The 15,746-nt window shown below is 70.7% G+C and carries 13 protein-coding genes, 1 pseudogene and 1 riboswitch; of the genes and pseudogenes, 6 read left to right on the top strand and 8 right to left on the bottom strand.

The genetic code is table 11. The features are described 5' to 3' along the window. Positions 1-100: 100 nt before the first annotated feature. Both ACF1FZ_RS26775 and ACF1FZ_RS26780 read left to right on the top strand, forming a co-directional pair. The gene (locus tag ACF1FZ_RS26775; protein WP_391775948.1) at positions 101-640 is read left to right on the top strand and encodes a DoxX family protein; all 540 of its coding nucleotides are present in this window, start codon (positions 101-103) and stop codon (positions 638-640) included. 63 nt (positions 641-703) lie between these two features. Further along, on the top strand, positions 704-1,525 hold the full coding sequence (locus ACF1FZ_RS26780) for a DUF1206 domain-containing protein (RefSeq protein WP_391775949.1): 822 nt from the start codon (positions 704-706) through the stop codon (positions 1,523-1,525). A 126-nt stretch (positions 1,526-1,651) separates the two neighbouring features. Here ACF1FZ_RS26780 and ACF1FZ_RS26785 read toward each other — a convergent pair whose 3' ends face one another. After that, on the bottom strand, positions 1,652-3,163 hold the full coding sequence (locus ACF1FZ_RS26785) for an SDR family oxidoreductase (RefSeq protein WP_391775950.1): 1,512 nt from the start codon (positions 3,161-3,163) through the stop codon (positions 1,652-1,654). 188 nt (positions 3,164-3,351) lie between these two features. On the opposite strand from ACF1FZ_RS26785, the gene ACF1FZ_RS26790 reads away from it, so the two are divergent. Together ACF1FZ_RS26790 and ACF1FZ_RS26795 are read left to right on the top strand one after the other, a co-directional pair. Then, complete coding sequence (locus ACF1FZ_RS26790) at positions 3,352-3,846, top strand: MarR family winged helix-turn-helix transcriptional regulator (protein WP_391775951.1); 495 nt, start codon at positions 3,352-3,354, stop codon at positions 3,844-3,846. 96 nt (positions 3,847-3,942) lie between these two features. Then, a complete protein-coding gene (locus ACF1FZ_RS26795) occupies positions 3,943-6,072 on the top strand; it encodes an MMPL family transporter (RefSeq protein WP_391775952.1) in 2,130 nt (709 codons plus the stop codon). On the opposite strand, the gene ACF1FZ_RS26800 is transcribed toward ACF1FZ_RS26795, so the two are convergent. Further along, the gene (locus ACF1FZ_RS26800) at positions 5,984-6,568 is read right to left on the bottom strand and encodes a GrpB family protein (protein WP_391775953.1); all 585 of its coding nucleotides are present in this window, start codon (positions 6,566-6,568) and stop codon (positions 5,984-5,986) included. The genes ACF1FZ_RS26795 and ACF1FZ_RS26800 overlap by 89 nt on opposite strands. A 93-nt stretch (positions 6,569-6,661) precedes the next feature. On the opposite strand from ACF1FZ_RS26800, the gene ACF1FZ_RS26805 reads away from it, so the two are divergent. Continuing rightward, positions 6,662-7,702, top strand: coding sequence for an NAD(P)-dependent alcohol dehydrogenase (locus ACF1FZ_RS26805; RefSeq protein WP_391775954.1), 1,041 nt, complete (start codon positions 6,662-6,664; stop codon positions 7,700-7,702). 59 nt (positions 7,703-7,761) lie between these two features. Here ACF1FZ_RS26805 and ACF1FZ_RS26810 read toward each other — a convergent pair whose 3' ends face one another. The 6 genes and pseudogenes from ACF1FZ_RS26810 to ACF1FZ_RS26835 all read right to left on the bottom strand — a co-directional run. Beyond that, positions 7,762-9,246: a SulP family inorganic anion transporter gene (locus ACF1FZ_RS26810; RefSeq protein WP_391775955.1), complete on the bottom strand. Its 1,485-nt coding sequence runs from the start codon at positions 9,244-9,246 to the stop codon at positions 7,762-7,764. A 1,000-nt stretch (positions 9,247-10,246) separates the two neighbouring features. After that, positions 10,247-11,113, bottom strand: a complete 867-nt coding sequence (locus ACF1FZ_RS26815; protein WP_391775956.1) for an energy-coupling factor ABC transporter ATP-binding protein — start codon at positions 11,111-11,113, stop codon at positions 10,247-10,249. Continuing rightward, positions 11,110-11,859 carry a cobalt ECF transporter T component CbiQ gene (gene cbiQ, locus ACF1FZ_RS26820; protein ID WP_391775957.1) on the bottom strand — a complete coding sequence of 250 codons (750 nt, stop codon included), beginning with the start codon at positions 11,857-11,859 and terminating at the stop codon, positions 11,110-11,112. The genes ACF1FZ_RS26815 and cbiQ overlap by 4 nt, the downstream gene beginning before the upstream one ends. Positions 11,860-11,865: 6 nt before the next feature. After that, positions 11,866-12,234, bottom strand: coding sequence for an energy-coupling factor ABC transporter substrate-binding protein (locus ACF1FZ_RS26825; protein WP_391775958.1), 369 nt, complete (start codon positions 12,232-12,234; stop codon positions 11,866-11,868). After that, a complete protein-coding gene (locus ACF1FZ_RS26830) occupies positions 12,231-12,941 on the bottom strand; it encodes an energy-coupling factor ABC transporter permease (RefSeq protein ID WP_391775959.1) in 711 nt (236 codons plus the stop codon). Before ACF1FZ_RS26830 ends, ACF1FZ_RS26825 begins: the two co-directional genes overlap by 4 nt. Before the next feature lie 29 nt (positions 12,942-12,970). After that, a riboswitch (cobalamin riboswitch) is annotated at positions 12,971-13,155 on the bottom strand. A gap of 124 nt (positions 13,156-13,279) precedes the next feature. Continuing rightward, positions 13,280-13,703, bottom strand: a pseudogene (locus tag ACF1FZ_RS26835) (hypothetical protein); the annotation flags it as partial. A 303-nt stretch (positions 13,704-14,006) separates the two neighbouring features. On the opposite strand from ACF1FZ_RS26835, the gene ACF1FZ_RS26840 reads away from it, so the two are divergent. Then, positions 14,007-15,665, top strand: coding sequence for a catalase (locus ACF1FZ_RS26840; protein ID WP_391775960.1), 1,659 nt, complete (start codon positions 14,007-14,009; stop codon positions 15,663-15,665). The last annotated feature ends 81 nt before the right edge of the window (positions 15,666-15,746 follow it).

Raw genomic sequence — 15,746 nt, forward strand, 5'->3', positions numbered from 1 at the left:
CGGAGGACCGGGCGGCCATTCTCCTGGAGCCATCAACGGCAAACACCCCATCAGCCACACCCGGTCCTCCCGGACCGCCCAACATTCTTAAGGACACCTCATGACCCGCATCAACCGGCGTGACCTCGGACTTCTCGTACTCAGGGTCGGTACAGGAGCCGTTCTGGCGGCCCACGGCAGCCAGAAGCTGACCGGCTGGTTCGGCGGCGGGGGCATCGAGGGCACCACCGCGGCGATGGAAGCCATGGGTTTCCACCCGCCGAAGCACAGCGCGCTGGCCGCCGGAATCGGCGAGGCGGGCGGCGGGATCCTGCTGGCCCTCGGCCTCGCCACCCCCGCGGCCGGTGCAGCCGCTGCGGGCACGATGGCGGGCGCGGTCGCCGTGCACGCGCCTGCCGGCTTCTTCGCGACGGGCGGCGGCTACGAGTACCCGGCCTTCCTCGGCTTCACCGCCGCCGCGATCGGAGTGACGGGCGCCGGACGCTACTCCCTGGACCATGCCACCTGCCATGTCCTCGACCGCCCGTGGATCGTCGCCCTCGCGTTCACCGGCAGCGCCCTGGCGGCGGCGGCCGTCGTCGGCCGACGCGCGAAGGGGCAGGAGAAGGCCGGGAGCGAGGCCGGGGACGAGGGCGTGTAGCTCCCTCGCATTGATCGCTGTTTCAGGGGCATCCGGCAGTGCATGAATGCGAAGGCACTGTCGATGAACGCACGTGGTCAGGCCAGAAGAGCCGCGCGCAGCAAAGCCATGGACGCGGGGGCCCGCGCCGGGTTCGTGGCACGAGGGGTGATCTACCTCCTGGTGGGGCTGCTGGCCCTGCGCATCGCTTTCTCCGACGGAGGCGGGAAGCAGGCCGACCGGGGCGGCGCCATCGCCGAGATAGCCGAGAAGCCCTTCGGGAACGTCCTGCTGTGGGTGCTCGGTGTGGCGCTGGCCGGCATGGCTCTCTGGCGGCTGTCCGAGGCGTTCTTCGGCCAGGCGGGCCCCGAGGGCGACAAGGCGAGCAAGCGGGCCATGGCCGCGGGACGTTTCCTCTTCTACGCCTTCGTGTCGTACTCCGTCCTCTCCTACGCCGCCGGCGACCGGAGCAGCGGGAGCGGATCGAGCGACAAGCAGACCGACGACGTCACGGCGCGGGCCCTGCAATGGACCGGTGGCCAGTGGATCGTGGGGATCGCGGGCGCCGTCGTGATCTGCGCGGGGCTCTGGATGGCCTACCGGGCCGCCACGCGCAAGTACCACAAGCACCTGAAGACGAGTGAGATGACGAAGAGGACCCGTCAGGCCGTCGACGTCACAGGTGTCTTCGGCGGCGTCGTCCGTGGCGCGGTCTTCGCCACGGCGGGCGGATTCGCCCTGGCGGCTGCCGTCCAGCACGAGCCCGGCCGCGCCAAGGGCATGGACGACACCCTGCGCTCCTTCACCGAGACGCCCGCGGGGCCCTGGCTGCTCGTGCTCATCTCTCTCGGCCTGGCGGCGTTCGGCCTCTTCTCCTGGACCAACGCCCGCTATCGCAAGGTCTGAGCCGGCGACGTCCCCGGGAGACGGCGGTGGAGCGCTCCCGGGCCTCCCTGGAGCGGGCCGGTCCCTCCGGCCGGCGGCGGATGGTCGTGCAGCCGCAGGCCGGAAGTGAACGGACGATCGCCACGGTCACCGCCGGCCGCCCGTCGCCCTACGGCGCGCCGCCAGCGCGATGTTGCGTGCCATCCCGCCGAACACCACCGCGTGGAAGGGCGACACGCCCCACCAGTACGCGTGGCCGAGCAGCCCCGACGGATGGAAGACGGCCCGTTGCCGGTAACGGGACCTGCCGTCCTCGCCCCCCTCCACGTACATCTCCAGCCAGGCCAGGCCGGGCAGTCGCATCTCCGCGCGCAACCGGAGGAGCCGGCCGGGCCGGATCTCCTCGACCCGCCAGAAGTCCAGGGAGTCCCCGACCCTCAGCCGCTGGGCGTCCCGCCGGCCCCGGCGCAGCCCCACGCCGCCGATCAGCCGGTCCAGCCAGCCCCTGACCGCCCAGGCCAGGGGGAACGAGTACCAGCCGTTGTCACCGCCGATCCCCTCGACGACCCGCCACAGGGCCTGCGGCGGGGCGTCCACGTCGCGTTCGCGCACGTCGGTGTACAGACTCCCGCCCGCCCATGCCGGGTCGGTGGGGAGCGGATCGCTGGGGATGCCCGGGACGGACGCGGAGGACCACCGTGTCGTCACCCTCGCCTCACGTACCCGTTGCAGGGCGAGCGAGAGAGCGGTGGCGAAGGAGAAGGGCTGCCCGGGCCGGTCCGGGACGTAGTCGGCGATGTCGTGTTCGTGGCAGACGACCTCGTAGCGCAGGGACTCCGCGAGCGGGCGGGCGATCGACGCGGGCACGGGGGTCACCAGGCCGACCCAGTGACTGGACAGACCCGGCGAGAGCATCGGCACCGCCAGGATCAGCCGGCGGGGGAGCCCGGCGACCTGCGCGTACTTCTGCATCATTTCGCGGTACGTCATGACGTCGGGTCCGCCGATGTCGAAGGTGCGGTTCACCTCGGCGGGCATGTGCGCACTTCCCACGAGGTAACGCAGCACGTCCCGGACGGCGATCGGCTGGATCCGCGTCGACACCCAGCTGGGGGTGATCATGACCGGCAGCCGCTCGGTGAGATAGCGCAGCATCTCGAAGGACGCCGAACCCGAACCGATGATGACCGCGGCGCGCAGGGCGGTCGTCGGCACACCCGAATCGAGCAGGATGCGTCCGACCTCTGCGCGCGAACGCAGATGCGGCGAAAGCTCCCGTACGGGGACGTCGCCGGGGGTGAGCCCGCCCAGATAGACGATGCGGCGGACACCGGCCGCCTTCGCCTGCTCGCCGAAGATCCGTGCCGCCTGACGGTCGGTCCTCTCGAAGCCCGGCCCGGCGGCCAGCGCATGGACCAGGTAGTAGGCGATGTCGATGCCGTGCATCGCCGCGCTCAGGGACTCCGCGTCGGTCACATCCCCCTTGACCACCTCGGCCTCACCGGCCCACGGGTAGTCGCGGAGCTTCTCCGGGGTCCGCGCCAGACAGCGCACCCGGTGCCCGGCCTCCAGGAGCCCGGGCACGAGGCGGCCCCCGATGTATCCCGACGCGCCCGTCACCAGGCACCGCAGCCCGCCGCTGTCGTCCTTGCTCTCCATGACCCCTCGCTCCGGCTCGCGTCTCCTTCTCCCACCGTGTCCCCGCGCGGGCGGTTCCGCTTGCCGGCGGGGCCGAAGTGCTGAGGCGGGACGAGCCGGCGGAGCGTTCTCCGCGCGGGGCGGGGGGAGCAGGCCCGCGAGCTGCGGCAGACACCCTGCTGCTCCCGTATGCGCCCTAGTATGGGGCGGTGAACAGCACAGACGACCCTCGCGACGGATCCGGCACGGATGCGGCCGGGGTGTCGGAGCTCCAGGCCCTGGCCGCGGAGCTGCGGCGGATGAACGGCGAGATCAACCGGCTGGTTCACTCCTTCGCGCAGGCTCAGGGCCTCCATGCGACGGATGTGCAGGCGCTGGGCGCGATCCTCGACGCGGATGCGCCGCTGACCCCCGGGCGGCTCCGTGAACATCTCGGCCTGACATCGGGGGCGGTGACGGCGTGTCTGGACCGGCTCGAGCGTTCCGGGCACATCAGGCGTGCACGGGAGAGCCGTGACCGCCGTGTCGTGCACCTGTACTACGAGCCCGCGGCGAAGGCGGCCGCGAGGTCGTTCTTCATGCCCCTCGCGGAGGCGGCGGCCGGTGCGCGCTCCGCGTCCGAGCCGCAGGAGCTGGAGGCCGCACTCCGCTTCCTCGCCCGGATGAACGGCGAATTGGCTCACATGCAGGTTCCCGGACGCTGAACTGCCGCGCCGGTGCTTGAACACGCTCAGCGGGCATGTAATCTCAATCATTGAGATACATCATGAATGAGAGATCGCGGCCGATCCAGGAGTGCCATGCCCACCGCATCGAGGCCGGTTCGCCGGCTGATTCTTGTCCCCGTGTTCCTCGTACTGGCCTGGCTGGTCGTCGGTGGTTCGTTCGGCTCGTACGCCGGGAAGCTCGGGGAGGTAGCCACCAACGACCAGGCCTCGTTCCTGCCGCAGAGCGCCGAGTCCACTCGGGTCGTCGAAGCCCAGAAGGCGTTCAGCAAGCAGGAGACCATGCCTGCCGTCGTGGTCTGGACGTCGGACGAGGACGGCCAGGAGCTCGCTCCGGAGCAGCAGAAGGAGGCGACCGCCGCCCTGGCCTCCTTGAAGGGCGGGCCGGGAGTGGCCGGCGAGGTGAGCCCCGCCCTGCTCTCCGAGGACCGCAAGGCCCTGGAGGGCGTCGTCCAGCTGAGGCCGGACCTGGACGACGAACTCCCTGACGCCCTCGCGCACATCCGGAGCGTCGCACAGGACGTCCCGGGCACGATGGTCGGGATCGCGGGCCCTGCGGCCTCCCAGGCCGACCTGTCGGACGCCTTCGCCGGCATCGACGGACTGCTGCTCGGCGTCGCACTGGTGACCGTGCTCGTCATCCTGCTCCTGGTCTACCGGAGCGTCCTGCTGCCCCTGATCATCATCATCGGCGCGGTCTTCGCACTCGGCGTCTCCTGCGCGATCGTCTACGTACTGGCCGACCACGACGTCCTGCGGGTCGACGGCCAGGTCCAGGGCATCCTGTCGATCCTGGTGATCGGCGCCGCCACCGACTACGCGCTCCTGCTCACCGCGCGCTTCCGCGAGGAGCTCGGCCGGCAGCCCGACCGGTGGACCGCGATGCGCGCCGCTCTCCGTGAGTCCGTCGGGCCCATCACGGCCAGCGCCGCCACCGTGGCCCTGGGGCTGCTGGCCCTGCTGCTCAGTGACCTGACCAACAACCGGGCGCTCGGCCCCGTGGGTGCCATCGGCATCGTGTGCTCGGTCCTGAGCGCCCTCACCTTCCTGCCCGCCGTCCTGGTCCTGCTCGGCAGGGTCGCGTACTGGCCGTCCGGCCCGAAGAAGGGGCAGACCGAGCCCGAGGCCGGTTCGACGGGTGTCTGGTCGCGGATCGCCGGGCTCGTCGACCGCTCCCCGCGCAAGGTGTGGGCCGTGACGCTGGTCGGCCTTCTGGCCTGCGCGGCCTTCATGCCGACGCTGAACTCCAGGGGAGTGCCCCTCGAGGAGATCTTCGTCAACGACACGCCGTCCGTCGCCGCTCAGGAGACCCTCGGCCGCCACTTCCCCGGGGGGTCGGGCAACCCCGCCGTCGTGATCGCCGATGCCGGCCGCTCCGGGCAGGTCGTCGCCGCCGCCGAAGAGGTCCCCGGTGTCGCGAGCGTTTCCGTGATGACGGCCTCCGGCCGCCCGGGCAGCGGTGAACCGCTCGTCGTGGACGGACGGGTCCGTATCGACGCCACCCTGGCGGACGCGGCGGACAGTGACGCCGCCAAGGAGACGGTCACCCGGCTGCGCGACGCCGTCCACGCGGTCCCCGGTGCGCAGGCACTCGTCGGCGGCTACACCGCGCAGCAGTACGACACCCAGAGGACCGCCGAGCACGACCGCAACATCATCGTGCCGGTGGTGCTGGTCATCATCCTCGTCATCCTGATCGGCCTGCTCCGCTCGCTGTTGATGCCGCTGCTGCTCGTCGCCACGGTGGCGCTCAACTTCCTCGCCACCCTCGGCATCTCGTCGCTGGTCTTCGAGCACGTCTTCGGCTTCAGCGGCACCGACTCCTCCGTCCCGCTGTACGGATTCGTCTTCCTCGTCGCCCTCGGGGTCGACTACAACATCTTCCTGATGTCACGGGTCCGCGAGGAGTCCCTGATCCACGGCACGCGCAAGGGCGTACTGCGCGGACTGACCACCACGGGTGGAGTCATCACGTCGGCGGGCGTCGTCCTGGCGGCCACCTTCGCGGCCCTGGGAGTCATCCCGCTCGCCTTCCTGGTCCAGATCGCGTTCATCGTCGCGTTCGGCGTCCTGCTGGACACCCTCGTCGTGCGCTCGCTCCTGGTGCCGGCCCTGGTCAGGGACATCGGGCCGAGGGCCTGGTGGCCGGGAGCGCTGAGCCGGAGCCGCGAGGAAGCGCCGGCGGGGGCGGACTCCCTTCCGTAGCGGCCACCAGGACAAGGAAAAGGCCCGGGACGGCCGTGCGGTCCGTCCCGGGCCTTCCCGCTGCCCGGTGGGCCCGGCTGAGAGGGCGGGCCGCGCGGGGTGGCACGTCGGCCGTGGAGTCCGACGCGTGGCCGCCGTGATTTCTTCGGCGGTGCGTGGCTTGAGTGTCGAACAGGCGAGCAGCGCCGGCGTCCGGGCCGGCCGTCTCCCGCTCGGCGAGGGCATACCGGCGCGGCGCGTCCGGATGGGTGATGAGGGAGTCCCGGAAGAGGACGTCGTCCTTGCGCAGCCGCTCGTCGCGTGCCATGACGCGAAGGCGGGCGGCAGGCACGGAGCGTCTCCGGAGGTGCTCGCGTCCCGGCACTCCGGCAGGGCCGAGGTGTTCGAAGCCCAGGCGGGTGACGGCCTGCGCGACCGCCGGAACGCCGGTGGAGGTCGCCGAGCTCGCCACCTTCCTGATCCCCGGCCGGTCTCCTCCATCCACGGCAGCCACCACCTGGTGGACGGCGGTTCCTCCGCCTCCTGATCCCCGAATGGCGCATCGCCGCCCCGAGGGTCACAAAGGAAGTACGGACAACGAAGGAGAGCCATGAAAGCCGTCCAGTACCGCACCATCGGCGCCGCACCCGAGGTGGTCGGGATTCCCGAGCCCGTGGCCGGACCCGGCCAGATCCTGCTGAAGGTCAGTGCCGCCGGTGTCTGCCACTCGGACATCGCCGTGATGAGCTGGCCCGCCGAGGGGTTCCCGTACGAACTGCCGCTCACGCTCGGCCACGAGGGCGTCGGCACGGTCGCCGCGCTCGGCGAGGGCGCTACCGGTGTCTCCGTGGGGGACGCGGTCGCCGTCTACGGCCCATGGGGCTGCGGCACCTGTGTGAACTGTGCGGAGGGGCGGGAGAACTACTGTCTGCGTGCCGCCGGTCTCGGCATCCACCCGCCCGGACTGGGCAACCCGGGCGCCATGGCCGAATACATGATCGTCGACGATGCCCGGCACCTGACGCCCATCGGCGGCCTGGACCCGGTCAAGACGGTATCGCTGACCGACGCGGGCCTCACTCCGTACCACGCGATCAAGCGCTCGCTGCCGAAACTGCTGCCCGGCGCCGCCGCCGTGGTCATCGGTACCGGCGGCCTCGGCCACGTCGCCATCCAGCTCCTGCGCGCCATGACCGCCGTACGCGTCATCGCGCTCGACGTCACCGAGGAGAAACTGGCGCTCGCGCGGGCCGTCGGCGCCCATGAGGCCGTGCTGTCCGACGAGAACGCCGCCGCCAGGATCCGCGAACTCACCGGTGGCACCGGAGCCAAGGTGGTCCTCGACTTCGTCGGCGCCGAGCCGACCTTGAGGACGGCCGGTGCGGCCGCCTCCATCGACAGTGACATCACCATCGTCGGTATCGGAGGCGGCCTGCTGCCCGTGGGATTCGGTGTCCTGCCGTTCTCCACGTCGGTCTCCGCACCGTACTGGGGCTCACGCGGAGAGCTCGCCGAGGTCATCGAACTCGCCCACGCCGGTTCTGTCGACGTACACGTCGAGACGTACTCCATCGACGAGGCCCCACTCGCCTACGAACGTCTGCACGCGGGCGAGGTCAACGGCCGTGCGGTCATCCTGCCCAACGGCTGACCACCGGGAACGGCTCGCCGGAACGCCTGCCGGAGGCGTCCGGCGAACTGTCCGTGCCCTCAGGGAGCAGCCGTCGTGACGTCCGTCCGGGTCAGCCGCACGGGTTCGGTGCCGGTCGAACTGTGCCGCTCGGCCCAGTTCTCCAGCGCGGTACGGCAGGCGTGGTCCAGATGGTGGAGGCCGGACAGATCCAGGGCGACGGGCCGGTCCCTGGGCAGGGCCTCCAGGCTGTCGAGTATCTTCGGCAGCCGCAGAAAGGTCGCGTTCCCGGACAGCCGGGCACGGACGCCGTCGGCGCTGCTGGCGACGATCTCCAGCTTGATGTGGGAGGCGTCCCAGGCGGCCTTGGCCACGGAGAGGGCCAGACCCGTCACCACGCCCTCGAACATGTTCACCATGACGATCGCCGAGGCCGTGACGACCAGGATCACCGCCTCGCCCCGGTGTTCGCGCCACAGCGCCACGAGCGGTCGGAGCGGGATCAGCTTCCATCCGGCGTGGATGAGGATGCCGGCGAGTGCGGGCAGGGGGATGAGAGCGAGCGCGGAGGGGAACAGCGCTGCGAACAGCAGCAGCCACACACCGTGCAGCACCCGGGAGGCCCGGGTCCGTGCGCCCGCACGTACGTTGGCCGAACTGCGCACGATGACGGCGGTCATCGGCAGTGCGCCGAGGAGTCCGCACACGGTGTTGCCCGCCCCCTGGGCCATCAGCTCCTTGTCGTACTCGGTGCGCGGCCCGTCGTGCAGCCGGTCCACCGCGGCCGCGCTGAACAGGCTCTCCGCGGAGGCGATCAGGGTGAACGCCGCCACGGTCCCCAGCAGGCTCAGGCTCACGAGCCCGCCGAACTCGGACAGGGCGGGGGCCTGGACGGCGTCCAGCAGTCCCTGGACCTGGACCGTCCTGACCGGGAGGTCGAAGAGCAGCGTGACGAGCGTGGCCAGTGCGACCGCGGCGAGGGTGCCCGGGACCGCCCTCACCCGCTTCGGCATCCTGTTCCACCCCACCACCAGGGTGATCGTCGCGGTACCGACCGCGAGGGAGGCGAGAGCCGGAGGACTGGACACGGCATCGGCCAGCAGCCCCGGAACGCCGGTCATCTTGCCCGTACCGGAGGACGGGGCCTCGACGCCGGCAGCCGCGTAGAGCTGGCCGGCGATGAGGACGAGGCCGATGCCCGCGAGCATGCCCTCGACCACCGAGACCGAGATGGCCCGGAACCAGCGGCCCAGCCGCAGGGCGCCCATGGCCAGCTGGAGCAGCCCCGCTGTCAGCACGATCACCCCGAGCGCGGGCAGTCCGAAGGACTGGACGGCTTCGAAGACGAGCACGGTGAGACCGGCGGCCGGTCCCGACACCTGGAGACTGCTGCCGCGCATGAGGCCGGTGACGAGACCGCCCACGATGCCGGTGATCAGACCCAGCTCCGCCGGGACCCCCGAAGCGACGGCGACGCCCACGCACAGCGGCAGGGCGACGAGGAAGACGACGAGTGACGCGGTGAAATCCTGCCGCAGGTGAGGAAACCTGCTGACCCGGTCCATGGCCGCCCTCACCCCGTGCGGAAAGGGGCCGAGCGGACGTCGCCGGGCGGGGGTGCCCAGACGGTGTTCTCACTGATGAGCGGAATTTCTGCCGCAGAGTGATCGACGTGGGATTGCATACCGGTGTTCCTCCTGGCGCGCCGGAGGGAGGCGCGTAGGCATACGTACGAGAACGGGGGCCTGGAGGGCAGGTCGACACGGGCCCGCGCCGGTGGGTCCCGCAGGACCGGGACACCAAGGACACCGGGGACAGGGGCGGGTCCACGCGCACCTGGGACCAGCTCAGCAGCGGAACACCTGCAGCACGGGGGAGGAATGGGCGGCCGAGGACCTGGAGGTGCGGTGCGCATGGCCCATCGCAGCGACGGCCGCCGGTGCGAGCATGCCGCCGTCGCTCGTCACCGCGGAACGCGACGGCACCTCGGGAAGGGGAACGGTGGCGGAGCGGTGCCGGTCACGATGACGCAGAAGGCCGTTCGACTCGCCCCCGCGATCAGGTGTGCCGCATGTGCCGTACTCACCGAGAGCCTCTCCCGCGGACATCCTCGGGAGGCCGGCCGCCCGGCTTTCCGGGGCGTACGGGTGTGTCTCCGGCGCCGGCGCACCGGAGAGCGGGGCCAATAGGAAGCCCATCAGGAAAGCGAGCACGAACCGGACTGCCGCTGCTCGCACCCTGCACCTCCTTCTGGAATCCACTCTCCCTTCGGGACGCTAACAGGCCGGAGAGCTTATGGAGTTAACCCTTCGTGAAGAGTCCGAAAGTCGATGCCCGGCGAGTGGAACTATGCAATGGGGCCTGCGGATGTGCCGCGGTGCCGGTTCTCAGTATTCGAGATTTTTCGCGGATGCGCGGATATTGCATATGCCGACCGAATGCCGATCGTCATATTCGCACAGAAGTTCGTCCTAAGGGTGTGTTAATCGGGAGGGAAAGCGACCGGCGTAAAACGGGCCGGTTTCCGGCGGGTCGCCGTCCAGGGGCCGGGAGGCCGCCGAGGGGTCAGCCGTCGGCCGGCGCCCGCCCGGCCGTGGGCGGCGGGGTGAAGTCCGTCGCGAGCTGCTCCGGGGTGCGGGGCCCAGGTGCCGTGGCGTCCAGCAGGCCGTGTGAGCGCAGCAGTCGTGTGGCGGCGACGCCCCACGACAGCCGCAGCCCCGACTCCCGCAGGAGGTCCGTACGGGCCAGCACCGCGGGCGCGGGACCGGCACGTACACCGGCGGGGGTGAGCAGCGCGGCGTCGTCGGCCCAGCGCAGGGCGAGATCGACGTCGTGCGTGGCCATCATGACGGTGGTGCCGCTGCTGCGGAGGGTGCCGAGCGTGGCGAGCAGGCGTTCCTGGCCGTCCGGGTCGAGCCCGGCGGTCGGCTCGTCGAGGACCAGCACACGAGGCCTCATCGCGACCGCGCCCGCGATGGCGGTCCGCTTGCGCTGCCCGTAGGAAAGGAGGTGCGTGGGCCGGTCGGCCAGGCCAGTGATGTCGAGGGCGGCGAGCGCCTCGTCCACCCGGGCCCGCACCTCGGCGTCCGGCAGGCCGAGATTCAGCGGTCCGAACGACACGTCCTGGGAGACGGATGCGGCGAACAACTGGTCGTCCGGGTCCTGCACCACCAGCTGGACGGTGGTGCGCAGTCGGGTCAGTCCTCTGCGGTCGTACGTGACCGGACGACCCTCCACCGTCAACTGCCCTTCCCGGGGGCGCAACCCGCCACTGAGCAGACGCATCAGCGTGGTCTTCCCACTGCCGTTACGGCCGAGCAGGGCGAGCGCGCGCCCTTCGTACGCCTCGAAGTCGAGCCCGCTGAGCACGGCAGGGCCGTCCTCGTACGCGAAGGACGCGCCCCGCAGGGCGAGCAGCGCCGGTGCGCTCATGACGGAGGCCTCTCCAGTACGAAGGTCAGGGTGACGAGGACCGCGAGCAGGGTGACGCTCACGGCCACGAACCGGACGGAGACGCGAGCCTCGGGAACCAGCACGCGAAGGGTGCCGTCGTAGCCGCGTCCGGCCAGCCCCGACTGGAGCCGTGCGGCGCGGTCGAAGGCCCTGATGAAGGCGGTGGCCCCGAGCCCTGCCAGGGAGCGCCAGGCGGCGGCGCGTGTGGTGTGCCCGAGCCGGGCCGCCTGCGCTTCCCTTGTCCGGCGCATCGAGTCCAGGAGGAGAAAGCTCATGCGGTAGGTCACCAGGGCCACGTCCACCACCGGCGCGGGCACCCCTGCCTTGACCAGACGGGGCAACAGGTCGGACATCGGCGTGGTGAAGGCGAACAGCAGGACCCCGAGTGACCCGGCCGAGGTGCGCAGCAGCAGCTCCCCGGCACGGACCGGCCCGTCCGCGGCCACGGTGACGAGCCCTTCTGGCCCGCCGACCTGGACGAGGAGAGTTGCGGCCCCGGTCGCACAGAAACCCAGGGGCACCCGGTACGCACGCCACAGGTGGCGGGGGCCCACGCCCGCCGGCCCCAGCAACGCGGCGAGGGCGGTGACGAGCACGAGGAGTGCGCCGGGCCAGGGCGGCAGCGAGATCGCCAGAACCGTGAGCCCCAGGCCGAGCACGGCTTTGTCCGCGGGATGGCGGCGGCGCCAGCGACTGCTGTGCGCCGCCGCGTCGATCGGCAGCACGTGCGCTCAGGTCCTCCGGGCCGGGGGCTCCCCGGTACCGCCTTCGGCGGCAGCGCCGTCCCGCTGCGCGGTCGCGCGCAGCTCGCCCTGACGGCGTCCGCGCCGCAGACCGAAGTAGTAGGCGAGGACACCCGCGCCGAGCGCGGCCTGGAGGGCGAACAGCGCCGACTCGATCTCACCGGACGGCGGTTCGTACAGCGGGGAGAACCAGGGCTCGTAGCCGGGATCGATCTCGGTGATCGCTGTCTCGGCCTGGGCGTCGGCGCCCGCGAACGGCTCTTCCTTGCCGTCGCCGAGGCCGAGGGCCAGTGGCAGGACGGCCAGTGCGGCCACGACGAGCAGCAGAAGAGCGTTGATCTTCGTGTTCCTGGTCATCGCGCCACCGCCTCGGTCCTGTCCGTCCCCGTCCGGGTCCGCCGGCCGGAGAGGAACACGCCGAGCCGGGTCAGATCCCCCTTGCTGGACTGCACGAGGAGACGCATCACCAGCACGGTCAGAAGACCTTCGCTCACCGCGAGCGGAATCTGGGTGAGAGCGAAGATGGAGCCGAACTTGCCGAGCGCCCCGATGAACCCGCTGCCCGGGTCGGGGAAGGCCAGCGCAAGCTGCACACTGGTGACGCAGTAGGTGGACAGGTCGGCGACGAACGCGCCGAAGAAGACCGCCACCATCAGCGGCACCTCGAACCGGCGCAGCAGCTTGTAGACCGCGTACCCCGCCCAGGGCCCGACGACCGCCATGGAGAAGACGTTCGCTCCGAGCGTGGTCAGGCCGCCGTGGGCGAGCAGCAGTGCCTGGAACAGCAAGGTGATGGTCCCCAGGACCGCCATGATCGGGGGGCGGAACAGGATCGCTCCCAGGCCTGTGCCCGTCGGGTGTGAGCAACTCCCCGTCACAGAGGGGAGCTTCAAGGCGGAAAGGACGAACGTGAAGGCCCCGGAAGCGCCCAGGAGCAACGTGCTCTCCGGGTTCTCCCTGACTTCACGCGTCAGTGACCGGACTCCGTGGAAAACGAACGGCGCGGACGCGACTCCCCAGGCGATCGCGTGCGCCGGAGGCAGAAAACCCTCGGCTATGTGCATGGCTCAGCAGACCCTCTCCAGCACCTCGTGGATGGTTGAAGTGCCTTGACCGGTCTCCTGGCTCACGGGTACCACCGCCCGAACTCCGCCTTCCCGGGTCACAAGGACCCAGTGGCTGCCCGCGAGGGCCGGAGCCGGACTTCCCGATCACAGTGGCGAGGGCCGCACCGGCATCACACCGGATTTCCCGTACACCAAGGCGTGGTGACAGTAGTGGCAGGTGGAGGCGTATGACAAGCAGGCCCCGCCGCAGAGGCCGCGGCCGGCGCAGGGGGCGCCGTGGGCCACCCGGCACAGGGCTTCGCGCTCCACGCCGCCGCCGGGGCGAGCCGGGCCCGGAGCACGCGGAAGAGGCCGGCGGCGCGCACGCCGGTGAGGTCCTCGACGGAGCGGAGGCTGTCGCAGGGGGGCGTCCAGGACCGAGTCCGCCTCCGCGGCGCGCGGGGCGAAGGCGGCCAGGCCGAAGACGCGGAAACCCGGCAGGTGTCCGGCGTCGTTCCGGTCGCGCGTCCACTGTTCGGTGACGCCGCACTCGTCATCCGTGATCATCACGATGTCAGCCCGTGGACGGGCGGTGGCGTCGAACTCCTTCTCCAGCAGCTCGCCGGCTGTGGGCGGAGGCGTCTGACAGCTGGTGCCGCCGCCGAGGAAGGTCTCCGCGAAGTCGAGGATCCGGATGATACCGGCCGGGAAGCGGAAGCCCCGTACCTTGTCGGCGGAGGAGCACAGGATGCCGACGAAATCGCGCCTGGCGTGGCGGGGCGGGGCGGGAAAACATACGCGAGCGCCCCTCGGCCGCACGGCCGAGGGCAGGCGCCGGCCGGGGCGGGGCACGAACCGGGTGTGCGGCCGCCGGAGCCCTGCCCTCCGCCCGGCACGCCTCCCCGGTCCCGACGCACCGGAGACCCTGCTGTCCGTGTGCGACGCCGGACCGCTCACCCCGTGACGGCCAGTCGGATCCTTTTGACGCGGCGGATGGCGGACGGCGGGTTGCTTTTCCTGTTTGTGGCGTCATTCGGGGGAACACTCGGTCGACGTGCCCCCGACGGAGAAGGAGTGCAGGCCATGACCGATACCGAGAGTGCGCGGCCCGATGAGAACGCCGGACAGCCGGTGCTGACCAACCGGCAGGGACATCAGGTCTACGACAACCAGAACCAGCGCACGGTCGGTGCCCGAGGTCCCGCGACCCTGGAGAACTACCAGTTCCTGGAGAAGATCAGCCACTTCGACCGGGAGCGCATCCCGGAGCGCGTCGTGCACGCGCGCGGAGTGACCACGTACGGCTTCTTCGAGGCGTACGGCAAGTGGGGCGACGAACCGATCGGCCGTTACACCCGTGCCAAGTTGTTCCAGGAGGCGGGCAGGCGCACGGACGTAGCCGTGCGCTTCTCCACCGTGATCGGCGGCCGGGACTCCTCCGAGGCCGCCCGTGACCCGCGGGGCTTCGCCGTGAAGTTCTACACCGAGGACGGGAACTGGGACCTGGTCGGCAACAACCTCGGTGTCTTCTTCATCCGGGACGCCATCAAGTTCCCCGACGTGATCCATGCGCTCAAGCCGGACCCCGTCAGCCATGAGCAGAAGCCGGCCCGGATCTTCGACTTCATGTCGCAGACCCCGGAGAGCATGCACATGCTGGTGAACCTGTTCAGTCCGCGGGGCATCCCGGCGGACTACCGCCACATGCAGGGCTTCGGGGTCAACACCTACAAGTGGGTGAACAACGAGGGCGAAACGGTGCTGGTCAAGTACCACTGGATGCCCAAGCAGGGTGTCAGCAGCATGACCGAGGAAGACGCGGCGAACGTCCAGGCCACCGAACTGGGGCACGCGACGAAGGACCTCTACGAGGCGATCGGACGCGGTGACTTCCCCGAGTGGGAGCTCGTCGTCCAGATGATGTCCGACGACGAACACCCCGAGCTGGACTTCGACCCGCTGGACGACACGAAGACCTGGCCCGAACAGGACTTCCCGCCCCGGCCGGTGGGACGCATGGTCCTGAACAGGGTCCCGGACAACTACTTCGCCGAGAACGAGCAGGTCTCCTTCGGGACCGGTGTACTGGTCGACGGGCTCGACTTCTCGGACGACAAGATGCTGGTCGGCCGGACGTTCTCGTACAGCGACACACAGCGGTACCGGGTGGGCCCGAACTATCTCCAGCTTCCGGTCAACCAGGCGAAGCACGCACGTGTGGCCACCAACCAGCGGGACGGTCTGATGGCGTACGACAACGGCCACGCAGGTGAGAATCCGGAGGTCAACTACGAACCGTCGATCACCGGTGGCCTCCGGGAGGGCCGCTATCCGGCGCACGAGGAGCAGGGGCCGGAGATCCGGGGGCGGCTCACCCGGGCCCGTATTCCGCGCACGAACGACTATCTGCAGGCCGGCCAGCGCTACCAGCTGTTGGAGGAATGGGAGCGTGACGACCTGGTCAAGAACTTCACCGGCCTGTTCGCCCAGTGCGCCCGCCCGGTCCAGGAACGCATGATCTGGCACTGCCTGATGGCGGACAGCGACCTCGGCCGGCGGGTGGGTGAGGGCTTGGGGATCAGCCCCGGGGACGTCGCGCACCTGGAGCCGCTGCCCACCCAGAACCTCGACGACGACGAACGCAAGCGGCTCGCCCGCCTCGGCGACAATCCGCCGCGCGACGTCACCGGACTCACGATGACCCACTGCGTCCCCAACAAGCGCCACACGGTCACCCGCTGACCCCGGCCGCTCCCCGTCCGGAGGCCGGGTCCACGAGCACCGCTCGTGGACCCGGCCCGTCCGGGAGCCGTCGCTCCCGCA

Source organism: Streptomyces sp. NPDC014623, from assembly GCF_043088245.1.
Taxonomy (GTDB): domain Bacteria; phylum Actinomycetota; class Actinomycetes; order Streptomycetales; family Streptomycetaceae; genus Streptomyces.